The sequence below is a fragment of the Psychroserpens sp. genome, assembly GCF_036960315.1.
GTDB lineage: Bacteria > Bacteroidota > Bacteroidia > Flavobacteriales > Flavobacteriaceae > Psychroserpens.
The window spans coordinates 1-19,838 of record NZ_JBALVR010000009.1; the positions used below are offsets into that span (position 1 = coordinate 1).

16 protein-coding genes are annotated in these 19,838 nt (G+C 36.3%); 14 read left to right on the plus strand and 2 right to left on the minus strand.

The window, feature by feature from the left end; genetic code table 11:
- Window positions 1–58 precede the first annotated feature (58 nt).
- Window positions 59–646 (minus strand): hypothetical protein, encoded by a 588-nt coding sequence (locus V7719_RS14265; protein WP_335730605.1) that lies wholly within the window; start codon window positions 644–646, stop codon window positions 59–61.
- Between the two features lie 55 nt (window positions 647–701).
- Window positions 702–1,829 carry a site-specific tyrosine recombinase/integron integrase gene (gene xerA / locus V7719_RS14270; protein WP_335730606.1) on the minus strand — a complete coding sequence of 376 codons (1,128 nt, stop codon included), beginning with the start codon at window positions 1,827–1,829 and terminating at the stop codon, window positions 702–704.
- An 88-nt stretch (window positions 1,830–1,917) separates the two neighbouring features.
- Between xerA and V7719_RS14275 the strand changes: the two genes are divergently transcribed.
- The 14 genes from V7719_RS14275 to V7719_RS14340 all read left to right on the plus strand — a co-directional run bounded on the left by V7719_RS14275 (window position 1,918) and on the right by V7719_RS14340 (window position 19,754).
- On the plus strand, window positions 1,918–2,313 hold the full coding sequence (locus V7719_RS14275; protein WP_335730607.1) for a hypothetical protein: 396 nt from the start codon (window positions 1,918–1,920) through the stop codon (window positions 2,311–2,313).
- A 661-nt stretch (window positions 2,314–2,974) separates the two neighbouring features.
- A complete protein-coding gene (locus V7719_RS14280; protein WP_335730608.1) occupies window positions 2,975–3,721 on the plus strand; it encodes a hypothetical protein in 747 nt (248 codons plus the stop codon).
- Between the two features lie 75 nt (window positions 3,722–3,796).
- On the plus strand, window positions 3,797–4,468 hold the full coding sequence (locus V7719_RS14285; RefSeq protein ID WP_335730609.1) for a hypothetical protein: 672 nt from the start codon (window positions 3,797–3,799) through the stop codon (window positions 4,466–4,468).
- 42 nt (window positions 4,469–4,510) lie between these two features.
- Window positions 4,511–5,098 carry a hypothetical protein gene (locus V7719_RS14290; RefSeq protein WP_335730610.1) on the plus strand — a complete coding sequence of 196 codons (588 nt, stop codon included), beginning with the start codon at window positions 4,511–4,513 and terminating at the stop codon, window positions 5,096–5,098.
- Window positions 5,099–5,135: 37 nt separating this feature from the next.
- Complete coding sequence (locus V7719_RS14295) at window positions 5,136–7,073, plus strand: DUF3604 domain-containing protein (RefSeq protein WP_335730611.1); 1,938 nt, start codon at window positions 5,136–5,138, stop codon at window positions 7,071–7,073.
- 18 nt (window positions 7,074–7,091) lie between these two features.
- The gene (locus V7719_RS14300; protein WP_335730612.1) at window positions 7,092–8,219 is read left to right on the plus strand and encodes a DUF1214 domain-containing protein; all 1,128 of its coding nucleotides are present in this window, start codon (window positions 7,092–7,094) and stop codon (window positions 8,217–8,219) included.
- 41 nt (window positions 8,220–8,260) lie between these two features.
- A complete protein-coding gene (locus V7719_RS14305) occupies window positions 8,261–10,132 on the plus strand; it encodes a DUF3604 domain-containing protein (protein ID WP_335730613.1) in 1,872 nt (623 codons plus the stop codon).
- Window positions 10,133–10,182: 50 nt separating this feature from the next.
- Entirely contained in the window at window positions 10,183–11,718 is a 1,536-nt protein-coding gene (locus V7719_RS14310; protein ID WP_335730614.1) for an arylsulfatase, read from the plus strand.
- A 138-nt stretch (window positions 11,719–11,856) separates the two neighbouring features.
- On the plus strand, window positions 11,857–13,758 hold the full coding sequence (locus V7719_RS14315; RefSeq protein WP_335730615.1) for a DUF3604 domain-containing protein: 1,902 nt from the start codon (window positions 11,857–11,859) through the stop codon (window positions 13,756–13,758).
- 18 nt (window positions 13,759–13,776) lie between these two features.
- Complete coding sequence (locus V7719_RS14320; RefSeq protein WP_335730616.1) at window positions 13,777–15,660, plus strand: DUF3604 domain-containing protein; 1,884 nt, start codon at window positions 13,777–13,779, stop codon at window positions 15,658–15,660.
- 8 nt (window positions 15,661–15,668) lie between these two features.
- The gene (locus V7719_RS14325; protein ID WP_335730617.1) at window positions 15,669–16,322 is read left to right on the plus strand and encodes a hypothetical protein; all 654 of its coding nucleotides are present in this window, start codon (window positions 15,669–15,671) and stop codon (window positions 16,320–16,322) included.
- Window positions 16,323–16,328: 6 nt separating this feature from the next.
- Window positions 16,329–17,168: a peptidyl-prolyl cis-trans isomerase gene (locus tag V7719_RS14330; RefSeq protein WP_335730618.1), complete on the plus strand. Its 840-nt coding sequence runs from the start codon at window positions 16,329–16,331 to the stop codon at window positions 17,166–17,168.
- Window positions 17,155–18,135: a HupE/UreJ family protein gene (locus V7719_RS14335; protein WP_335730619.1), complete on the plus strand. Its 981-nt coding sequence runs from the start codon at window positions 17,155–17,157 to the stop codon at window positions 18,133–18,135. The genes V7719_RS14330 and V7719_RS14335 overlap by 14 nt, the downstream gene beginning before the upstream one ends.
- 116 nt (window positions 18,136–18,251) lie before the next feature.
- On the plus strand, window positions 18,252–19,754 hold the full coding sequence (locus tag V7719_RS14340; RefSeq protein WP_335730620.1) for an arylsulfatase: 1,503 nt from the start codon (window positions 18,252–18,254) through the stop codon (window positions 19,752–19,754).
- The last annotated feature ends 84 nt before the right edge of the window (window positions 19,755–19,838 follow it).

Below are 19,838 nucleotides of genomic sequence, written 5' to 3' on the forward strand. Positions count from 1 at the left end.
AATTTTAATTGAAGTAGGAGGTTAGCATTAATTATACACGTTGTTGCCAAACGTTTTTTTATTCCACGTTTTTACATTTTGTCAGATAGTCCATTTTAATATTTTCCAATCTTTTTAAGAGATTCAGTTTGTCAGTTACGGATTCGGATTTCGAATTGTTTTCTTTAAAAAATTCCAACTTTTTGTCCGATTTTTTTATCTCGTCTTTTATCAGATTTTCTAACTTATTTAAGAATTCATTTTCCAGTCGAGATAATTTTGTTTGTTGGTCATAATCTCGATAATATATTTTCAATGCTTGTTTATAGTTTTCTATCCAATCTGCTTTGTCCAATTCCGCAACTTCTTCCGTAAATTTTTCAAAACCAAATTCTCCAATTTTGTGTTGGTCACTCCAGAATTCTAGAGTTTTGTTTTCGGTCTGTTCTATATCGAAGTAGTCATTTAGAAATTTGGAAATCGATTCTTTTGCCAATTCCAGATTTTCTATTCCATAAACTGTCAGTTTGAATTTTTTATATTCATTTGGCTTTAATTCTCTCGGCAAATAACTGACATTACTCAAAGTCAGACTTAATCCATTATTTTCTTTGTCGTCCTTTATGGCGAGTAAAACGAAATTTGTATTTGTTCCGACTATTTTCATTCAAATGTTTGGCAACAATTGGGTATAGACAATTGTCTATATCCGCATTATAGCGCTAAGATAGTAAATCTTTAATTTCCATGAACGATCTATTGGCTACATGAGTATATATTTCTGTTGTTTTAGTAGAACTATGTCCTAACAAAAGTTGAATATGTCTAATATCAGTTCCATTTTCTAATAGATGGGTGGCAAAGCTATGTCTAAACATGTGAGGTGTAACTTTTTTAAGGATGCCTGCTTTTTTTCCTGCCACTGAAATAATGTTTAAAACACTAGTAACACTATATCTATCTCCTTTTTGACCTTCAAAAAGATATTTTTTAGGTCGATATTCTTTATAATATAGTTGCAGGTCTTTTAAAATACTGGGACTTAATATTGTAATACGGTCTTTATTTCCTTTTGCATTCTTGACTTTCACAACCATCCTTTTACTATCTATATCAGTAACATTGAGGCTCAATAACTCCCCTCTTCGAAGTCCAGACGAATAAAGTAGCCCCATAATACACTTGTGTTTAATGTTATTGGTGCTATTGATGATTTTTATAATTTCTTCTTTAGATAAAACCTCAGGCAGTTTTTTTTCTTTTCTTGGTCTTTCAATTGAATAAAATCTATTGGGCATTCCGTGGACAATTTCATAAAAGAATTTTATACTATTAACTGCCATATTCACATAAGAGTTCGATTTTTCTTCCTGTATAAGCTTTTGTAAATAGTTTCTAACGTCTATTTCATTTAGAGTGATTGGATCTTCGTTATAATAATAATTAATGAAAGTCTCAAAGCAAGACACGTAGTTACGAACCGTATTATCCGAATATCTTTTAAGTTCAAGCTTTAGTAAGTACTCTTCAGGGCAAGGCTTAAAACCATCTTTAGGTTTTCTGTTTCTATAGCGTTCCAGATTGAGTTTAGGATTATCAATATTTATGATTTTTTCGGAAAAGAAGTAGTTGCCATTCACCCAAGCAACACCATGAAAAGTTTTAAATATTAATTCTAAGTTGCTTTTATTGTTTGAAACATAGAACATTCCAAATTTTTGACTCCAAGATATATCTGGCAGTGAGTCAATAAGTGCCTGTATAACCTTATTTGTGCTAAATTGAAGTCCGATGCATTTTTTTTGATTAATAAGTAAATGCTTTAATGTTATACTTTTCTGTAGTTCCATGATTTTTTTACCAAATTAATTGATATAAATGATTTAAGCGTATCTTATTCGAATAGGATTCGTATAGAATACACTTAATTTAAAATTTATGAGGTTTCACAAAGAATGTTTGCATTGTAAGAATCAATTAGTAGGTAGAACTGACAAGAAATTTTGCGACCCGCAATGTAAAAGTGCCTATCAATACCAACAAGCAAAGGAACAACCAGAGCGATTTTATAATAAAGTTGATAACCAACTAAAGCTTAATCGTAAAATATTAAAGGAATATAATAAAGGAGGTAAGGTAACATTAAGAGCTGAAATTTTAGAAGAAAAAGGATTTGATCCCAATTATTTCACGCACTATTGGAAAAATCAAAAAGGTGATGTTTATTTATTTGTATATGAATACGGATTTCTAAAAAGAGAAGAGCATAATATCGGTAAATATATTCTCGTAAAATGGCAGGATTATATGCTAAAAAATCTACCTTTGGGCTAATATATTGTTTAATCCAGTAAACAAAATCATGAACATGGTTTTGAACACGGTTTCATATAAATAGCAGCTCAAACACCCAGTGTTTGTGTTGAAAAAGCGGTCAAGGTCGGGCTCATAACCCGAAGGTCACTGGTTCGAGTCCAGTTCCCGCTACTAGATTAAATTCTTTCAAAATCAACGGTTTAGTTCACGCTAAGCCGTTTTTTTTATGCAAAGTATTCACGAATTAATTACCCTAGAATGCAAAAATGAATACGAAAGTGCATACGATTTTTCATTGAAAGCAAAGTTTTCCAATCCAAAAATTCACACAGCCAAAGGCGACATTAGTAAGCGTTGGTATGTCTATTTTTCTTTTCGAGACCAAAAAAGCAGCAAATTAAAGCGAGTAACACCGTTTTATTGAAATAAATGTTGTTTACTTATAATACAAAGACAATTTCATAAAACTTTTCTCTCAAAAAAGCTATGAATATATTGAACCTATGTACAGCTAGTTCCTATGTAAAGCTGTTCATTTATAATTTCGCTTAAATCAGGTCTAAATAATGTAAACAATTGATTTTTTGAGAATTAATAAATCTGAAATTCTTTCTAAAAACAATTTTTACAAGATATTTTTATTAGTTTTAAGAGTTCAATCAAAATCAAAAACAAAAAAATGAAAAATATTATTTGTTACGTTTTACTATTTACAGTATCATTTCAATTAACGGCTCAAGACATTTCTAGCGATACATCAACGACATCCAAATGGGAGTTTGACGTAGCACCATATGTTTGGTTAGCAGGTTCTAGTGGTACTATTTCGTTTTTAAACCAAAGCGCTAATGTAGATGCCAAGTTTAAGGATGTACTAGAAAACTTAAAATTTGGTATGTTTTTGCATGCAGAAGCCAAAAAAGGAAAATGGATTGTCTTTGGAGACCTCATGTATATAAAAGTAGAAAAAACCGGAAATATAGAATTAACCAATACAGCGACCAATATTGAATTAAAGCAAACTGTTGCCGAAATTGGAGGTGGTTATAATCTAATTACTACACTCGATAAGTGGTTATTTATCGATGGCTTAGCAGGACTTCGTTATTTTGAAATTGACAATCTAGTAAATGTTGGACAGCAACAATTATTAGATAGGACTATTAATGTAACAGACCCTTTTATTGGTATTCGTTTTAGAACGGTTTCAGATAAATGGACTAATGGTGCTCGATTTGATGTGGGCGGTTTTGGTATTGGCTCTAATTTAAGCTGGAAAGCAAATTTTCTTGTTGATTATCAATTTTCAGAGCTGCTGTCGCTATCAATAGGCTATCAAGTTTACAGCATTGATTATGAAAAAGACACCTTTAGATTAGATCTCGTTAGTTCTGGTTTTGCCACAGGCCTAAATTTTCATTTTTAAACTAATTAAACCTCATAACAAAAAACATTCCCGTAATAAAAAACTATTAACCCGTACTCAAATATTAATTTAAAAATGAAAAAATCAATCAATTTAGTAGCAAGTTTATTAGTCATTCTGGTATTAACCAGTTGCTCAAGTGTTAAAGTCTTAAATTCTTGGAAAGCAGATGATGCAAGTGCTGTAAAAGACAATAACCTTCTTGTTATTGCTAGAACAGATAATAAATCTGCACGTATAGCTTTTGAGAATGAAATAGTAGATCAGCTAGAAGCTAGAGGAATGAAAGCAACCGCAAGTTTTACAAAATTCCCAAAATTAAATCCAGATGAAAAAATATCTGAGGAGAAAGCAGAAGAAATAAAAACAATGCTAAAAGCGCAAGGTTTTAATGGTGTTGTTTTAACAGTCATAAAAGACACCCAAGAGCTCTCTAAGACAGTTACAGATGGTGGTTATTATGCTGGCGGCAACTATTACGGCTATTACCCAAGGTATTATGGTGGATTTGGTGGATATTATTTTCATCCAATGTCCTATTCTACCTATGGAAACTATGTAGAGCCAACCTCTACAACCTATACCGCAAACAATTATATTTTAGAAACGGTAATTTATGATCTAGATAAAACAGGTGAAGATCAATTGGTTGCAGTAATAACCTCTAAAATTGAAGAGCCAGAAAATGCTGCTACAGCTTCAAAACAGTATGTTAAAGCAATTTCAAAAAGCTTTGATAAAAAATAATAATTATTAAAATGAAAAAATAGTAATCATAAATACAAAAAAATGAAAACTTTAATAATAATATTAAGCATAGGGATAATGGGTTTTACAAATCCATTTACTAGTCAAGCAGTAAAAACTGAAACAACTCCAAAGACCATTCAAGAACCTCCAACATTACCAGTAGGCACCATTTTATTTCTAAAATCCACAAAGGTTATAACTGCCAAGAATTTTAGAGCGGGAGATCACTTTTTTGTAGAGTTGGATAAAGATGTGACATCAAAGGGTGAAGTTCTTATCCCGAAAGGAACCATGGTACAAATGGAAGTACTGGTATCTGAAAACAAAAAACGTAGATCGAGCACATTTGGGGTAACCGTAGGTGGATTTATCATCGACAATTACTTACAACAAGTTAAAACCGAGACTAAAATAGTAACCACCGAAGATATGGCTGGTGGAACAGTAAAAAAGGCAGCTATTGGTGCAGGAGTAGGTGCCGCATTTGGTGGAAGTAGTGGTGCCGGAAAAGGTGCTGCTGTTGGTGGAGCATTAGGCTTATTGAGACCAGGTCAAAGCATTCAATTTCCAGCAGGAACTGAAGCTACCTTTCAGTTAGCACTGCCTTTAAAAGTAGATTGGTTATAAAATAACTAGCAACATTATGAGCACTAAAATGATAAAAATGAAATATAGATATCTCTTAATCCTCCCAGCATTAGTACTTAGTGCTTGTGGTGGTTCAGGAGAAAAAACTACTGACGAAAAAGGAGCAACTTCAGAAGAAGCAACAGCAACAACTCTTGTCGGTGAAAAACAAGATAACTATTCTCCTTATGTGGGTGATAATTATCCTCAAGATGTTTATTTCGGAGATACGCACTTACACACTTCTTATTCTACCGATGCAGGTATGGTTGGTAACACCCTTGGACCAGATGAAGCGTATCGATTTGCGATGGGGCAAGAGGTGACCCAAAGCCATGGTTTAAAGGCAAAACTTCAGAGACCTCTAGATTTCTTAGTCATTTCAGATCATGCTGAAAATCTTGGTTTATCTCCAGCTATAGAAGCATCAAATCCAGAGTTATTAAAAAACGAATGGGGAAGGAAGGTTTATGATCTGGTAAAGTCAGGAGAAGGAATTGCTGCTTACGATGCATGGATGGATGTTATGAGAGCTAGAAAGGACCCTTTGAAAGGGTCTCAATTTGCAAGTGCAATGTGGGCTGATATAACTGCTGCAGCAGAAAAATACAATTCACCTGGAAAATTTACAGCTTTTATTGGTTATGAATGGACATCTATGCCAGGTGGGAATAATTTGCACCGTAACATCATTTTTAGAGATGGTAAAGACAAAGCAGATCAAATTGTTCCTTTTTCTGCTTATGACGGTGAAGATCCAGAAGACCTTTGGGATTGGATGGCGGCCTATGAGAAGAAAACGAATGGACACTTATTAGCACTAGCTCATAACGGAAATATTTCTAATGGGTTAATGTTTGATGATGTAACATTAACTGATAAAAAGGCAATTGATAAAGATTATGCAGAAAGACGTATGCGTTGGGAACCTATATATGAGGTAACTCAAATGAAGGGGGATGGCGAAGCAAATCCTGACCTTTCGCCTAATGATGAATTTGCCGATTTTGAAACATGGGACAAAGGTAGTTTTGGACCAGATCCTAAAACTCCAGCAATGCTTCCTAAAGAGTATGCAAGAGCAGCATACAAAAGAGGGTTAAAGTACGAGGAACAATTAGGAGTTAACCCTTTTAAATTTGGGATGGTTGGATCAACAGATTCTCACACATCTTTAGCAACTACTACAGAGAATAATGCCTTTGGTAAAGTGGAACCACTTTATCCATCTAATGAGGAAGATCGTTTTCATGAGCTCATTACGGGTAGGATTCCGAGTACGGATGGTTCAGATATTAAAGTGCGAGCATGGCAAACGAGTGCATCTGGTTTGGCTGCAGTTTGGGCAACAGAAAACACAAGAGAAGGTTTATGGGATGCCATGAAAAGAAAAGAGGTTTATGCAACTACAGGTACAAGAATGAAAGTTAGAGTATTTGCTGGATATGATTTTAAAAAGGTAGACTTAAAACGACCAGATTTTGCAAAATACGGTTATAAAAATGGAGTTCCTATGGGAGCAGATTTAACTGGTAAAGCAGAAACTACAGCACCTGTTTTATTAATTAAAGCATTAAAAGATCCTGACTGGGCTAACTTAGATCGTGTACAAGTAATTAAAGGATGGTTGGATAAAGAAGGAAATACACAAGAGAAAATATATGATGTAGCCATGTCTGATGGTAGAGTAGTTGCTGCTGATGGTAGATGTAAAACACCCGTTGGAAACACAGTAAATGGAAAAGAAGCCACTTTTGATAATAGTATAGGGGCTGTTAGTCTGGAAGCGTATTGGCAAGATCCAGCATTCGATCCTGCTCAACGTGCTTTTTATTATGTAAGAGTTTTAGAAATTCCTACACCACGATGGACAACATTTGATGCTAAATATTTTGGAGTGGAAATACCTAAAGGAGCTCCTGTAAGCATTCAAGAAAGAGCGTATACCTCTCCAATTTGGTATACACCTAAATAATAATAATAATAATAATAGATGAAAAGATTAATAAATACACTATCAATTGCAACATTATTGTTAATGATTGTAAGTTGTGGCAATACAACTAAAAAAGTTAAAGAGTCTACTTTAACCGATAACCAAATTGATGAAATAGCAAATGGGACCTCATCTTTTGATGTAAACAATCCCGAAGAATGGCCTGTTAAATTTTCCGATTATGGATTTACACCTAAAACGTATGCGCAAGCAGAGTCCTATTCTTTTATGGAGGACTTTATTGACAGAGCCGGTGTTAATAAATTTTTCTCATTTAAAACATTATCAAAAAGTGAAGATCATTGGGTTGTTTCACCAAATAATGATGTTTTATACTCCTTAGCCATTGTTGATGCGAGCGATGATTTTACATTAATTGTGCCCGCAGTTAAAGGAGATAGAGTGATGTCAGTTCAAATTATTGATGCGGACCATTTTACACCAAAACATTTTTACGGTGCAGGGGAGTATACATTTCCAAAAGGAACTTTTAACACACCACAAATTGGAATAGGCATTAGAGTAGAAGTAAATGGAACTGACCCAAAAGATATTGATTATGTAGTAAATAATGTTCAACCAAAAATGAAAATTATTGCCAAATCTGCAAAGAATCATATTCCGAAAATTAATAAGGAAGAAATGGTAAAATTGCGCAAAGCATTAGTCCCTTATTATGAAAAACTACCAAACTCCTTCGGTGGTATGACAAAAAACGCTTCGGAAGTTACAGATGAATGGTTTCGACAACTTTGTACTGCTGGAGCATGGGGTTTATCAGAAAACGAACACGCCATGTACGCTATCTACGCCCCTGGTTTAAGTGCTGACAAATGTTATAAAGCGACTTACCAAGTACCCCCTCAAGATGGTTTTTGGTCAATTACGATGTATGATTCAGATAAATATTTAGTAAGTAATGACAAGAATATTATAAACAAATACAATGTAAAATTTAATGAGGATGGAACATTTACTGTTTATTTTGGAAGCAAAGAACAATGTGGAGATGTTGCAAACAGACTTGATATTGTAGATGGGTGGAATTTCTTGATGCGAGCTTATAAGGCAGACGTTGAAGGATTCAAAAAATATAAAATGCCAAATGTTGAAATTGTTCAATAAAAGAATAACAATTTACCAATAATATTAGCACCTAAATAAAAATGAAACATACACTTAAAGTAACAGCAATTATTACAGCAGCAATTTTTTTAAATTCTTGCGGTGAGTCAAAGGATAAAGCTGTTGAAAAATCAACAAAAGAAAAGATTACTATTGAAGATGCTACACGCACAGAGGGATATAGCGAAACTAAAAATGCTTATTTCGGAAATTTACATATACATACTTCTTGGTCATTTGATGGATACACCAACGGAAGTGTAACAAATCCAGATGATGCTTATAGGTGGGCATTGGGTGAAGCTATTCCTGGTGGTGGTGTTGGTGGCGATATGCAAATTAAAGTTCCTTTAGATTGGTATGCAGTGTCAGACCACGCAGAGTATATGGGTGTATTTAAAAATATGGAAAACCCGAATAGCCCACTTAGTAAATTAGATATTGCAAAAGAGATAACTTCTGACGATCAGGCTATTGCCTTTGCTGCTTTTGCGAGAGTACTTGATGGTATGAACAAAGGGATTTCTGATCCGGAATTGTCTAAACCCGAATTGGCTAAAACAATGTGGCAAGACATTATTAACACTGCTGATGATTATAATACGCCAGGAAAATTTACGACTTTCCCTGCATATGAATGGACTTCAGCACCTAACAATAGAAATTTGCACAGAGTTGTTCTTTTTAAAGATAACAAAGGAATCCCAGCCCTACCTTTCACTACTTTAGATTCAGATAAGCCCGAAGATCTTTGGAAGTATATGAACGAAGCAAGAAAAAATGGTGCAACACTTTTAGCTGTGCCACACAATGGAAATGCGAGTGATGGAATGATGTTTTCGCTCACGGACTCTTATGGTAACCCGATTACCAAAAGTTATAGTGATACCCGAATGTTAAATGAACCTATATATGAAATTAGCCAAATAAAAGGGGCTTCAGAAACCCACCCAGATTTATCTCCTAATGATGAATTTGCTGATTTTGAACAATGGGATTACACCTTATCTGCATTGACAGAAAGGCCAACTAATAGAAAAGGAAGTTTTTTACGTCAGGCATATCGCGATGGATTGAAATTTAAATCAGAAGGAGTTGGAAATCCTTTCAAGTACGGTGTAATAGGAGACTCTGACTCACATAATTCAGCGGCTTCAGTTGAAGAAGATAATTACACCGGAAAATTTGGCATGGAAAACAATCCAGAACACCGATTAAATGGTTTGCCTGGATTTCCTGAAGCAAACAATCTTCAACTTAGAGAGTTTGGGTCTGGTGGTTTAGGTGGTGTTTGGGCTAAAGAAAATACCAGAGATGCAATCTATAATGCACTACTCAATAAAGAAACTTTTGGTACTTCTGGTACTAGAATGAAGGTGCGCTTTTTTGCCAGTTTTAATTATAATCAAAATATTACTTCTGATAAAAACTGGTTAACTACTGCCTATGCTGATGGAGTACCTATGGGAAGAGATTTGAAAAACTCAAATGGAAAGGCGCCCATGTTTATTGTTCATGCTATAAAAGAAGCTAATGGAGCAAATTTGGATAGAGTACAAATCATCAAAGGTTGGGTAGATACGAATGGCGAAACACATGAGAAGATTTATAATGTTGCTTTGTCAGATAACAGAAAAGATGGCTCAATACCTGTTGGGAATACTGTTGACTTAAAAACTGCAAAGTATAGCAATAACATTGGAGATGTTGAATTTTTAGCGACTTGGTCAGATGCTGAATTTGATGCTAAACAACATGCTTTTTATTATGTAAGAGTAATCGAAATTCCAACACCTAGATGGTCAACTTACGATGCTGTAAAATTAGGAATTCCAGTTCGTACAGATATCCCAAGTAGCATACAAGAAAGAGCTTGGTCAAGTCCAATTTGGTATACGCCTAAATCGAAGTAGAAGGCATTAAAATAAATATTGAAATTTAATCGAATTAAAAAACTCAAGACATGAAAAGATCAAACTATCTATTGCTACTGTTCACCATTATAATGGCAACTGCAGTACATGCGCAAAAAAGTGATCAGCCTAATATCCTAATTATATGGGGAGACGACATTGGTGGCTTTAACCTCAGTGCATACAATATGGGGATGATGGGTTACCAAACACCCAACATCGATCGAATTGCAAAGGAAGGGGCGCTGTTCACGGACTGGTATGGCCAACAAAGTTGTACCGCTGGTCGCGCGGCCTTCATTACAGGCCAGTCACCTATACGCACCGGCCTTACAAAGGTCGGCCTACCCGGTGCACCCGAAGGAATGCAAAAAGAAGACCCTACGCTTGCCACCATGCTTAAGGCCGAAGGTTACATGACCGGCCAATTCGGAAAAAATCACCTTGGTGATCTAGATGAGATGCTTCCTACGAATCACGGGTTCGATGAATTTTTTGGTAATCTATACCATCTGAATGCCGAAGAAGAGCCGGAGCATCCAGATTACCCAAAGAGTGAGGAGTTCAAGAAAAACTTTGGTCCACGCGGAGTGATACATAGCTATGCTGACGGCCGTATAACGGATACAGGTCCATTGACCAAAAAGCGTATGGAAACCATTGATATGGAAGTTAACGCCAAAGCAGTGGATTTCATGGAACGCGCTGCGGAAGCGGACAAGCCCTTCTTCCTCTGGTGGAACTCCACTCGCATGCACATCTTCACCCACTTGAAAGAGGAGTCAGTAGGCAAAACCGGCCAAGGTATCTATGCCGATGGCATGGTTGAGCATGACGGACATGTAGGAGAGATTCTGGATAAACTCAAGGAGTTGGGCCTAGACGAGAATACGATCATCATGTATTCTAGCGACAATGGCGCTGAGTCCTTTACTTGGCCTGACGGAGGAACAACAATGCTTCGTGGTGAGAAAAATACGCAATGGGAAGGCGGCTATAGAGTCCCAACGCTCATAAGCTGGCCTGGCGTTATTGAACCCGGAACCATAATCAATGACATCGGGGCGCACGAAGATATGCTCCCAACACTGTTGGCCGCAGCCGGAAACACAACTGTTAAGGAAGACTTATTGAAAGGTCAAAAAGTGGATGACAGAACCTACAAAGTACATCTGGATGGGTACAATCTGCTTCCTGCACTTACTGGTAAGGCTGAATGGCCTCGTCATGAATTCCTTTACTGGACGGACGATGGTAGTGTTGCAGCTCTGCGATACAATGACTGGAAGGTGACATTCCTTGAGCAAGAGGCAGAGGGATTAGAAGTTTGGATAAACCCATTCACTCCTGTCCGTGCTCCTGTACTCACCAACTTGCGCATGGATCCTTTTGAGCGGGCCAGACATGAGAATGCCATGGGTTACCAACGCTGGTACCTGGAGCATATGTTCGCGATTGCTCCAGCAGGAGCATATGTTGGACGATGGCTACAAAGTTTCCGTGAGTTTCCACCTCGTCAAGAGCCTGGTAGTTTCAACCTCGATAATGTGATGAAAAAACTTAAGGAAAACCCGGGCAAGCAATAATTCTTCAAATGTTAAACAAAGGCCGGCGGCTTCAAAGGCAGCCGGCTTTAGTTACGTGAAGATAATGGTAAGCAGTTGGTAGTGCAAGACCGCGCATATACCTCTCCAATTTGGTATACACCTAAATAATAGAAATATATGAAAACACTAATTAACACATTATCACTTGCAGTCGTACTATTTACAATTGTCGGTTGTAACGAAACAAAAAAGGAAAAAGAAGAAGCAACTGAAGATTCTAAAGACACAATAGTCGAAAAAGAAGTAGCTTCAAACCCATTAAATGATGTGTATTGGGGAGATACGCATTTGCATACTTCTCAATCGTTTGATGCTATTGCCTTCGGAACTATTGTAGGGCCGGAAGAGGCTTACCGTTTTGCAATTGGGGAAGAGATAACCTCGTCTACTGGTGTACCAGCTAAACTATCTCGACCACTGGATTTTTTAGTTGTAGCGGACCATGCTGAAGCGATGGGTGTAATGGGTGAGATAAAAGAAGGTAATCCATTGATTATGGGTAATGAAACTCTCAAGAAATGGAACAAATGGTTAAATACTGGTGATAAAGTAAAAGCCATGGATGTATATCGAGAAATTATGGCGAGTCAAACTCCGGCAGGCACTCCCTTACCTGATGAATTGACCAATTTAGAGATAATGAGTTCAATTTGGAAAAAAAATATAGATGCGGCAGAAAAATATAATGATCCAGGTAATTTTACTGCTTTTATCGGCTATGAGTGGTCTTCTAACACTGGTGGAAATAACTTGCACAGGGTTGTAATCTATAAAGATGGAAAAGAGCGTGCTAATCAAATGCTACCATTTTCGTCTTTAGAAAGTGATAACCCAGAGGATCTTTGGAAAGCGCTTGAAGCATATGAAACGAAAACTCAAGGAAATGTATTGGCAATTCCACATAATGGAAATTTAAGTAATGGAACGATGTTTCCTTTGATAAACCCTGTAACGGATAAACCTATTACTAAGGAATATGTTACTATGCGTAATACGTATGAACCACTTTATGAGGCGGTTCAAATAAAGGGAGACAGTGAAGCACATCCTAAGCTTTCGCCAAATGACGAATTTGCTGACTATGATACTTGGGATAAAGGGAATCTTGATTTATCCGTAGACAAAACGGATGATATGCTTCAGTATGAATATGCTCGTAATGGATTGTTAAATGGATTAAAGGTAGAATCAGATTTAGGAGTTAATCCGTTTAAGTTTGGGATGATTGGTGCTACAGATGCTCATACTGGTATTGCCGCAGTTGCAGAAAACAACTTTTTCGGAAAGCTTCCTCATATGGAGCCTTCCGATCATCGTATGGATCATCCTATGTTACAATTTGGGGATAAAAAATATATGGGATGGGAAATGGTATCTGGTGGTCTAGCGGCTGTTTGGGCGAAGTCAAACACACGAGAAGCGATCTTTGAAGCTATGGAAAAAAAGGAAGTTTATGCGACTACAGGATCAAGAATTAAATTGCGGTTTTTTGGTGGATGGGACTTTAACGATGCTGACTTAAAGGATAATCATGCACAAGCTGGTTACGATAAAGGTGTACCTATGGGTGGAGATTTGAAAAGTGCAACCGCAGATGCTCCCTCATTTATGGTTTATACCATGATGGATCCAGAGTCAGGAAGTTTAGACAGAGTTCAAATTGTAAAAGGCTGGTTAAATACTGATGGAAGTTTAGACGAAAAAGTGTACGATGTAGTATGGAGTGGAGATAGAAAAATGGATAAGAATGGTAAAGTACCATCTGTTGGAAATAATGTAAACCTCAAAGATGCGACTTGGTCGAATGAAATTGGCTCAGCGGAGTTAAATCAAGTGTGGACTGATCCAAATTTTGATGCCTCCCAAGCAGCATTTTATTATGTTAGAGTCATTGAAATTCCAACACCAAGATGGACACTTTTTGATAAAATAAGATTTGGAGTTGAAGTGGATAAGGAAGTGCCCTTGACTACTACCGAAAGAGCTTACAGTTCCCCAATTTGGTATACGCCTAAATAATAGAAATAAATGAAAAATATGAAATCACTAATTAACACTTTGTCGCTCGTAGTCGTACTATTTACATTTGTAAATTGTGGCGAAACGAAAAAGGAGAAAGAAGAAGCCACTGAGAATACTCAAGAAAAGGTTTCTGAAAACAAAGTAAAGTCTAACCCACTAAACAATGTGTATTGGGGAGATACACATTTGCATACTGATCTTTCTTTAGATGCAGGAGCTTTTGGTAATAGAATAGGAATGGATGAAGCGTATCGTTTTGCCTTAGGTCAAGAAGTAACTGCTTCCACTGGAATAAAAGCGAAATTATCGAGACCACTTGATTTCTTAGTTATTGCAGACCATTCAGATGGGATGGGATTATTTCCAGGATTATTAACCGGTAGTGGATTTATCATGACTACACCAGAGGGGAAACGATGGAAAAAAATGATTGATGAGGGAAATGCAGCTGAAGCTACAATGGACATAATAACCAATTTCGGAGCCGGAACATTATCATTTAAGACCAACGATAAGGAAATGATGAGACCAGTATGGGAAAAAGTAGTAGAAGCCGCAGAAAAATACAATAATCCAGGTAAGTTTACTGCTTTCATAGGTTATGAATGGACCTCTTTTATTAAAGGGAATAATTTACATCGAGTTGTAATTTATAGAGACAATGGAGATAAAACAAAGGGACATTTACCATATACCAAAGAGGATAGTCCTGATCCGGAATATTTATGGGAAAACATGGCCATGTATGAAGAAAATACTGGAGGACAAGTATTGGCTATACCACATAACGGTAACTTGAGTAATGGATTAATGTTTGCCGAAACCAGAATTAATGGAGAGCCCGTTGATGAATCTTATGCTAAGGAAAGGTTTAAAAGAGAACCTCTTTACGAAGTAACTCAAATTAAAGGAGATGGTGAAGCACACCCTTACCTATCACCAAATGATGAGTTTGCTGATTTTGAAAATTGGGATAGAACGAATTTAGATTATTCTCAGGTAAAAACAAAGGACATGCTTCAATATGAGTATGCTCGATCGGCACTTAAAAATGGGATTAAGTATCAAAAAGAAATGGGAGTTAATCCTTATAAGTTTGGAATGATCGGTAGTACAGATTCTCATACGTCTTTAGCTACTGCTGATGACAATAACTTTTTTGGTAAAACCTCAGGGGTAGAACCATCAAAAGATAGGGCTCACCATCCTTTTATAAAATCTAAATTAGGTACTATTCATAACTATGAAACGCTTGCTTCTGGTTATGCTGCTGTATGGGCAAAATCAAATACGCGTGAAGATCTTTATGATGCCATGGCCAGAAAAGAAACTTATGGCACAACAGGTTCAAGAATTAAATTGCGATTTTTTGGTGGATGGGATTTTAATGAAGCTGATCTTAATGAAAATAACGCTCAAGCTGGTTACGATAAAGGAGTACCTATGGGTGGAGATTTGAAAAGTGCAACAGCAGATGCTCCTTCATTTATGGTTCATGCAATTATGGATCCAGAGTCAGGAAGTTTAGACAGAGTTCAAATTGTAAAAGGTTGGGTAAATGCTGATGGAAGCTTAGGAGAAAAAGTATATGATGTAGCTTGGAGTGGAGATAGAAAAATGGATAAAAACGGGAAAGTACCTTCAGTTGGAAATAACGTAAACTTAGAAGATGCAACATGGTCTAATGATATTGGAGCTGTTGAGTTAAGCAAAATTTGGACGGATCCTAATTTTGATGCTACACAAGAAGCATTTTATTATGTTAGAGTCATTGAAATTCCTACACCTCGATGGACACTTTATGATAAAGTAAGGTTTGGTGCTGAATTAGGACCCGAAATAAAATTGACAACAACAGAAAGAGCTTACAGTTCTCCAATTTGGTATACGCCTAAATAAAAGGAGCAATGACAAATTCAGAATCAATCCATAAAAATGCAGCCGGTGGAATCATTATGGTTACCTGCTTGCTTTCTCTTGGCTACGCCATCTTACGATACCATATCCTAGGTCCTGTATCGTGGAGTGAATTCCCGTTTTTTATTCTGAACAAAGGCATAGCACTGTCTGCGTTCATACTGCTCACTTTCAATTTCGCTTTAGGTCCATTAAAGAATTTAGGGGTCAAAGTTTCAGAAAAGTGGCTAAATGCTCGTCAGGCTCTCGGGATGACTGGTTTTCTGTTAGTGCTTATTCATGCGCTCATTAGCTTTATGCTCTTTAACCCTCAAATCTTTGGGAAATTTTATGAGGATAACGGACACCTGACTCTCTTTGCAGGGTTAAGCATGTTGGGAGGAATCATATCCTTCGTGGTATTATGGGTTATCAATTTGTCATTTAAAACAGATCTCAAAGAAGATAAAACGTTTATCAAGTTTATAACTTCTCGCAAATTTTTGCTGGTCGCGATGCTATTTGCCATAGCACATATCTTTTTTATGGGATATAAAGGTTGGATGGAACCTTCTGACTGGCATGGAGGATTACCACCCATCAGCCTTGTGGCATTTGCCTTTTGTACAGTTGGGTATATCATCAATTTAATCGGCAGAAAATAAATAGGAATGAAAAAATTACTCAAAGAGCCATTAGTCCACTTTTTATTGATAGGCGCACTTCTTTTTCTGGTTTACGGAATGGTAAATACAGAGAAAGATGAAACGGAAATTGCTATTGATGATAACTTAATTAATGAGTTAGCTGCTAAATGGGAGTTGAAGCGAAGCAGGCAACCCACTTTAGCCGAAATTAATGGGATGGTTGAAAAATATATAGAGCAAGAGATTTTATATAGAGAAGCACTCGCTATGAATCTTGACCATAACGATGAAATCGTTAAAAGAAGATTGGCTCAAAAAATGGAGTTTATTTCTGATGGTTTAGCAGAATCACTTCAGCCTACAGAAGAAGTTTTGAAGGACTATTATGAAAAACATAAGGAGAACTTTCAGAAAGATCCTATTTACACCTTGCAACACGTTTATTTTAGTAACGATAAAAGAACTGATGCTGTTGCAGATGCAACCAACGCTTTAGTTGCTGAGTCACCTGAAAGCTTAGGGGATAATATATCCTTACCCAACCAATATACTGATGCTAGTGCTTTTCTAATAGCTAGAGATTATGGATCTGCTTTTGCTAATAGTTTAGATGCTTTAGAAACTGGTAAATGGTCTGGTCCTATCACTTCTGGGTTTGGTGTTCATATTGTCAATGTCCAAGAGAAGAAAGCAGCTGGTTATTATACTTTTAAAGAAGTGTTAGAAAAAGTAACTATTGATTATAATTTTGATGCAAGTAATACCTTTAAAACTGAATTAATCAACACATTCCTTAAAAATTATAGCATCCTTGTTGATGTTTCTGATGCTACATTGAAAAAGAGTTTAGATGAAAAATATTAGTCTCCTTTTTATTTTTGTATTGACAACCTTTGCGGTATCTGCTCATGAAGTTAGGCCTGCATATTTTAGTGTCACACAATTGACCGACTCAACCTATCAAGTCGTATGGAAAATTCCAGCAATGGGAAATGCCATACCTAAAATTTATCCTGTATTACCTGAAAACTGGATCATAACCGATGAACAGGCAAATTTACTTCCTGGTAATCTAAGAAGAACCTATACCATTAGAGTAGATAAGAATATAGAAGGGAATGAGCTATATTTTGAGGGGCAAGAAAAAACGTTGATTGACATTTTAGTTTCAATAAAAAAAAGAGATGGCATACAATATTCGGCTATGCTTAAGCCATCAAATCCTCATTATAAAATCCCATTAAAACCTAATAGATTTAGTGTCATCAAAACCTATTTGGTTTTTGGTGTTGAACATATTCTTTTAGGCATAGATCATCTATTATTTGTTTTAGCATTACTGTTATTAACCAAAGGATTTAGAAAGCTTGTTAAAACAATTACTGCTTTTACAATTGCCCATAGTATAACGCTATCATTAGCTACACTTGGATTTGTAGGTCTTCCTGGAGCTCCTGTTGAAGCTGTTATTGCTTTGAGTATTGTTTTTCTAGCTGTGGAATTAATACATTATTTAAACGGACGAAAAGGATTAACAGTACGTTATCCATGGGTTGTTGCTTTTGCGTTTGGGTTATTACATGGCTTCGGATTTGCTGGTGCATTAGTAGATTTAGGCTTACCTCAAACAGATATACCTTGGGCATTACTTTTCTTTAATGTTGGCGTTGAACTAGGGCAGATTGCTTTTGTTATAGCAGCTCTTGGGTTTATTTGGTTACTAAGTAAAATAAAAATTAAGTGGACAAAATGGTTCGTAAGAGTACCTCCTTATGCTATTGGTAGCTTAGCTGCATTTTGGTTGATTGAGCGCATTAACAATTTTTTCTAAATTGATTTTTCACTTATTTAATACCTTTAACAGTATGACCTTTAACGGATTGATAATTATTAAATATAATTTTTATATCTTAGATGTTATAAGCTATTAATTAATCCAACCTTTTTATGAAAATTCGCTATTTGACTTTATTATTTATTACTGTCTTTTGTTTTTCTCAAGCACAAGACAAACCAAATATCCTTGTAATTTGGGGAGATGACATTGGCTATTCTAATATCAGTATCAACAACCAAGGGATGATGGGTTACCAAACACCTAATATTGACCGTATTGGTAAAGAAGGTGCTGTTTTTACAGATTGGTATTCGCAGCAATCATGTACTGCGGGTCGTGCGGCTTTCATTACGGGGCAGCATCCTTTTAGAACTGGATTACTAACTATAGGAATGCCTGGTGCAGATCAAGGCATAAAAGCAAATCAAGCAACTATTGCCGAATTATTAAAAGGACAAGGATATACATCTGGTCAATTTGGGAAAAACCACCTTGGTGACCTCGATCACATGTTGCCAACTAATCATGGCTTTGATGAGTTTTTTGGCAATTTATATCACTTAAATGCTGAAGAGGAACCAGAAACTTATTATTACCCTAAAGATCCTGAATTTCACGAAAAATTTGGTCCACGAGGAGTAATTCATTCTTATGCTGATGGTAGAATTGAAGATACAGGACCAATGACACGTAAGCGTATGGAAACTGCCGATGATGAATTTACCTCTGCTGCAATTTCCTTTATTGAAAAAGCACATGCTTCTAAGAAACCCTTCTTTGTTTGGTTGAGTGCTACACGTATGCACGTTTGGACGCATCTTAAAGAAGAGAGTATTGGTGTTACAGGAATAAGCCTATATGCTGATGGTATGGTAGAGCATGATAAATCAATAGGAACTGTTTTAGCTAAATTGGATGAATTAGGAATTATTGATAATACCATTATCATGTATTCAACAGACAACGGTGCCGAAAAATTTACATGGCCTGATGGTGGTAATACACCATTTGCCGGTGAGAAAGGATCTACCTGGGAAGGTGGTTTTAGAGCGCCTGCAGTTATTAGATGGCCAGGGGTAATTAAACCTGGGACCATTAATAATGGTATTCATTCACATGAAGATATGTTGCCAACATTACTTGCAGCGGCTGGTGTTCCTGACGTCAAAGAAAGATTATTAACAGGATACTCTTCAGCAGGCAAAAATTTCAAAGTGCATTTGGATGGGTATAATATGATGGATTCTTGGAAAAATGGAACAGAATCACCGCGAAACGAAATATTTTATTTTGATGCAGGAGGTAATCTGAATGCCTTACGCTATCAAGACTGGAAAATTCACTTTACTATTATGGAAGGCTCTATTAATGAAGGGTTCCGCAAAACGCCATCATGGCCATTGGTAATTAATTTAAGAGCCGATCCTTTTGAAGTATCTTATAAATCTGCCCTATACACCAGATGGTATGGTGATAATATGTGGATGTTTGTTCCAGCACAACAATACGTTGGCAATTTTTTAGCAACATTTAAAGATTTTCCACCAGTAGCAGGTGGGTCTTTGGGGGTTGATAAAGTAGTGAAGTCTCTCGGGAAAAGGCCTCAAAATTAATAAAAGTCTGTTAAATTAACATTTTGAGGACCATGATTAAATTCGATTTTAAATCTTACTAATTTTGGTCCTTTTATAATTTAA

What these genes read in the sequence shown, in the direction of transcription:
- V7719_RS14290 (WP_335730610.1), top strand. Translation starts at nt 4,511, where the DNA reads ATGAAAACTTTAATAATAATATTAAGCATAGGGATAATGGGTTTTACA.
- V7719_RS14265 (WP_335730605.1), bottom strand. Translation starts at nt 646, where the DNA reads ATGAAAATAGTCGGAACAAATACAAATTTCGTTTTACTCGCCATAAAG.
- V7719_RS14325 (WP_335730617.1), top strand. Translation starts at nt 15,669, where the DNA reads ATGACAAATTCAGAATCAATCCATAAAAATGCAGCCGGTGGAATCATT.
- V7719_RS14305 (WP_335730613.1), top strand. Translation starts at nt 8,261, where the DNA reads ATGAAACATACACTTAAAGTAACAGCAATTATTACAGCAGCAATTTTT.
- V7719_RS14275 (WP_335730607.1), top strand. Translation starts at nt 1,918, where the DNA reads ATGAGGTTTCACAAAGAATGTTTGCATTGTAAGAATCAATTAGTAGGT.
- V7719_RS14300 (WP_335730612.1), top strand. Translation starts at nt 7,092, where the DNA reads ATGAAAAGATTAATAAATACACTATCAATTGCAACATTATTGTTAATG.
- V7719_RS14320 (WP_335730616.1), top strand. Translation starts at nt 13,777, where the DNA reads ATGAAATCACTAATTAACACTTTGTCGCTCGTAGTCGTACTATTTACA.
- V7719_RS14280 (WP_335730608.1), top strand. Translation starts at nt 2,975, where the DNA reads ATGAAAAATATTATTTGTTACGTTTTACTATTTACAGTATCATTTCAA.
- V7719_RS14330 (WP_335730618.1), top strand. Translation starts at nt 16,329, where the DNA reads ATGAAAAAATTACTCAAAGAGCCATTAGTCCACTTTTTATTGATAGGC.
- V7719_RS14340 (WP_335730620.1), top strand. Translation starts at nt 18,252, where the DNA reads ATGAAAATTCGCTATTTGACTTTATTATTTATTACTGTCTTTTGTTTT.
- V7719_RS14315 (WP_335730615.1), top strand. Translation starts at nt 11,857, where the DNA reads ATGAAAACACTAATTAACACATTATCACTTGCAGTCGTACTATTTACA.
- xerA (WP_335730606.1), bottom strand. Translation starts at nt 1,829, where the DNA reads ATGGAACTACAGAAAAGTATAACATTAAAGCATTTACTTATTAATCAA.
- V7719_RS14310 (WP_335730614.1), top strand. Translation starts at nt 10,183, where the DNA reads ATGAAAAGATCAAACTATCTATTGCTACTGTTCACCATTATAATGGCA.
- V7719_RS14295 (WP_335730611.1), top strand. Translation starts at nt 5,136, where the DNA reads ATGAAATATAGATATCTCTTAATCCTCCCAGCATTAGTACTTAGTGCT.
- V7719_RS14285 (WP_335730609.1), top strand. Translation starts at nt 3,797, where the DNA reads ATGAAAAAATCAATCAATTTAGTAGCAAGTTTATTAGTCATTCTGGTA.
- V7719_RS14335 (WP_335730619.1), top strand. Translation starts at nt 17,155, where the DNA reads ATGAAAAATATTAGTCTCCTTTTTATTTTTGTATTGACAACCTTTGCG.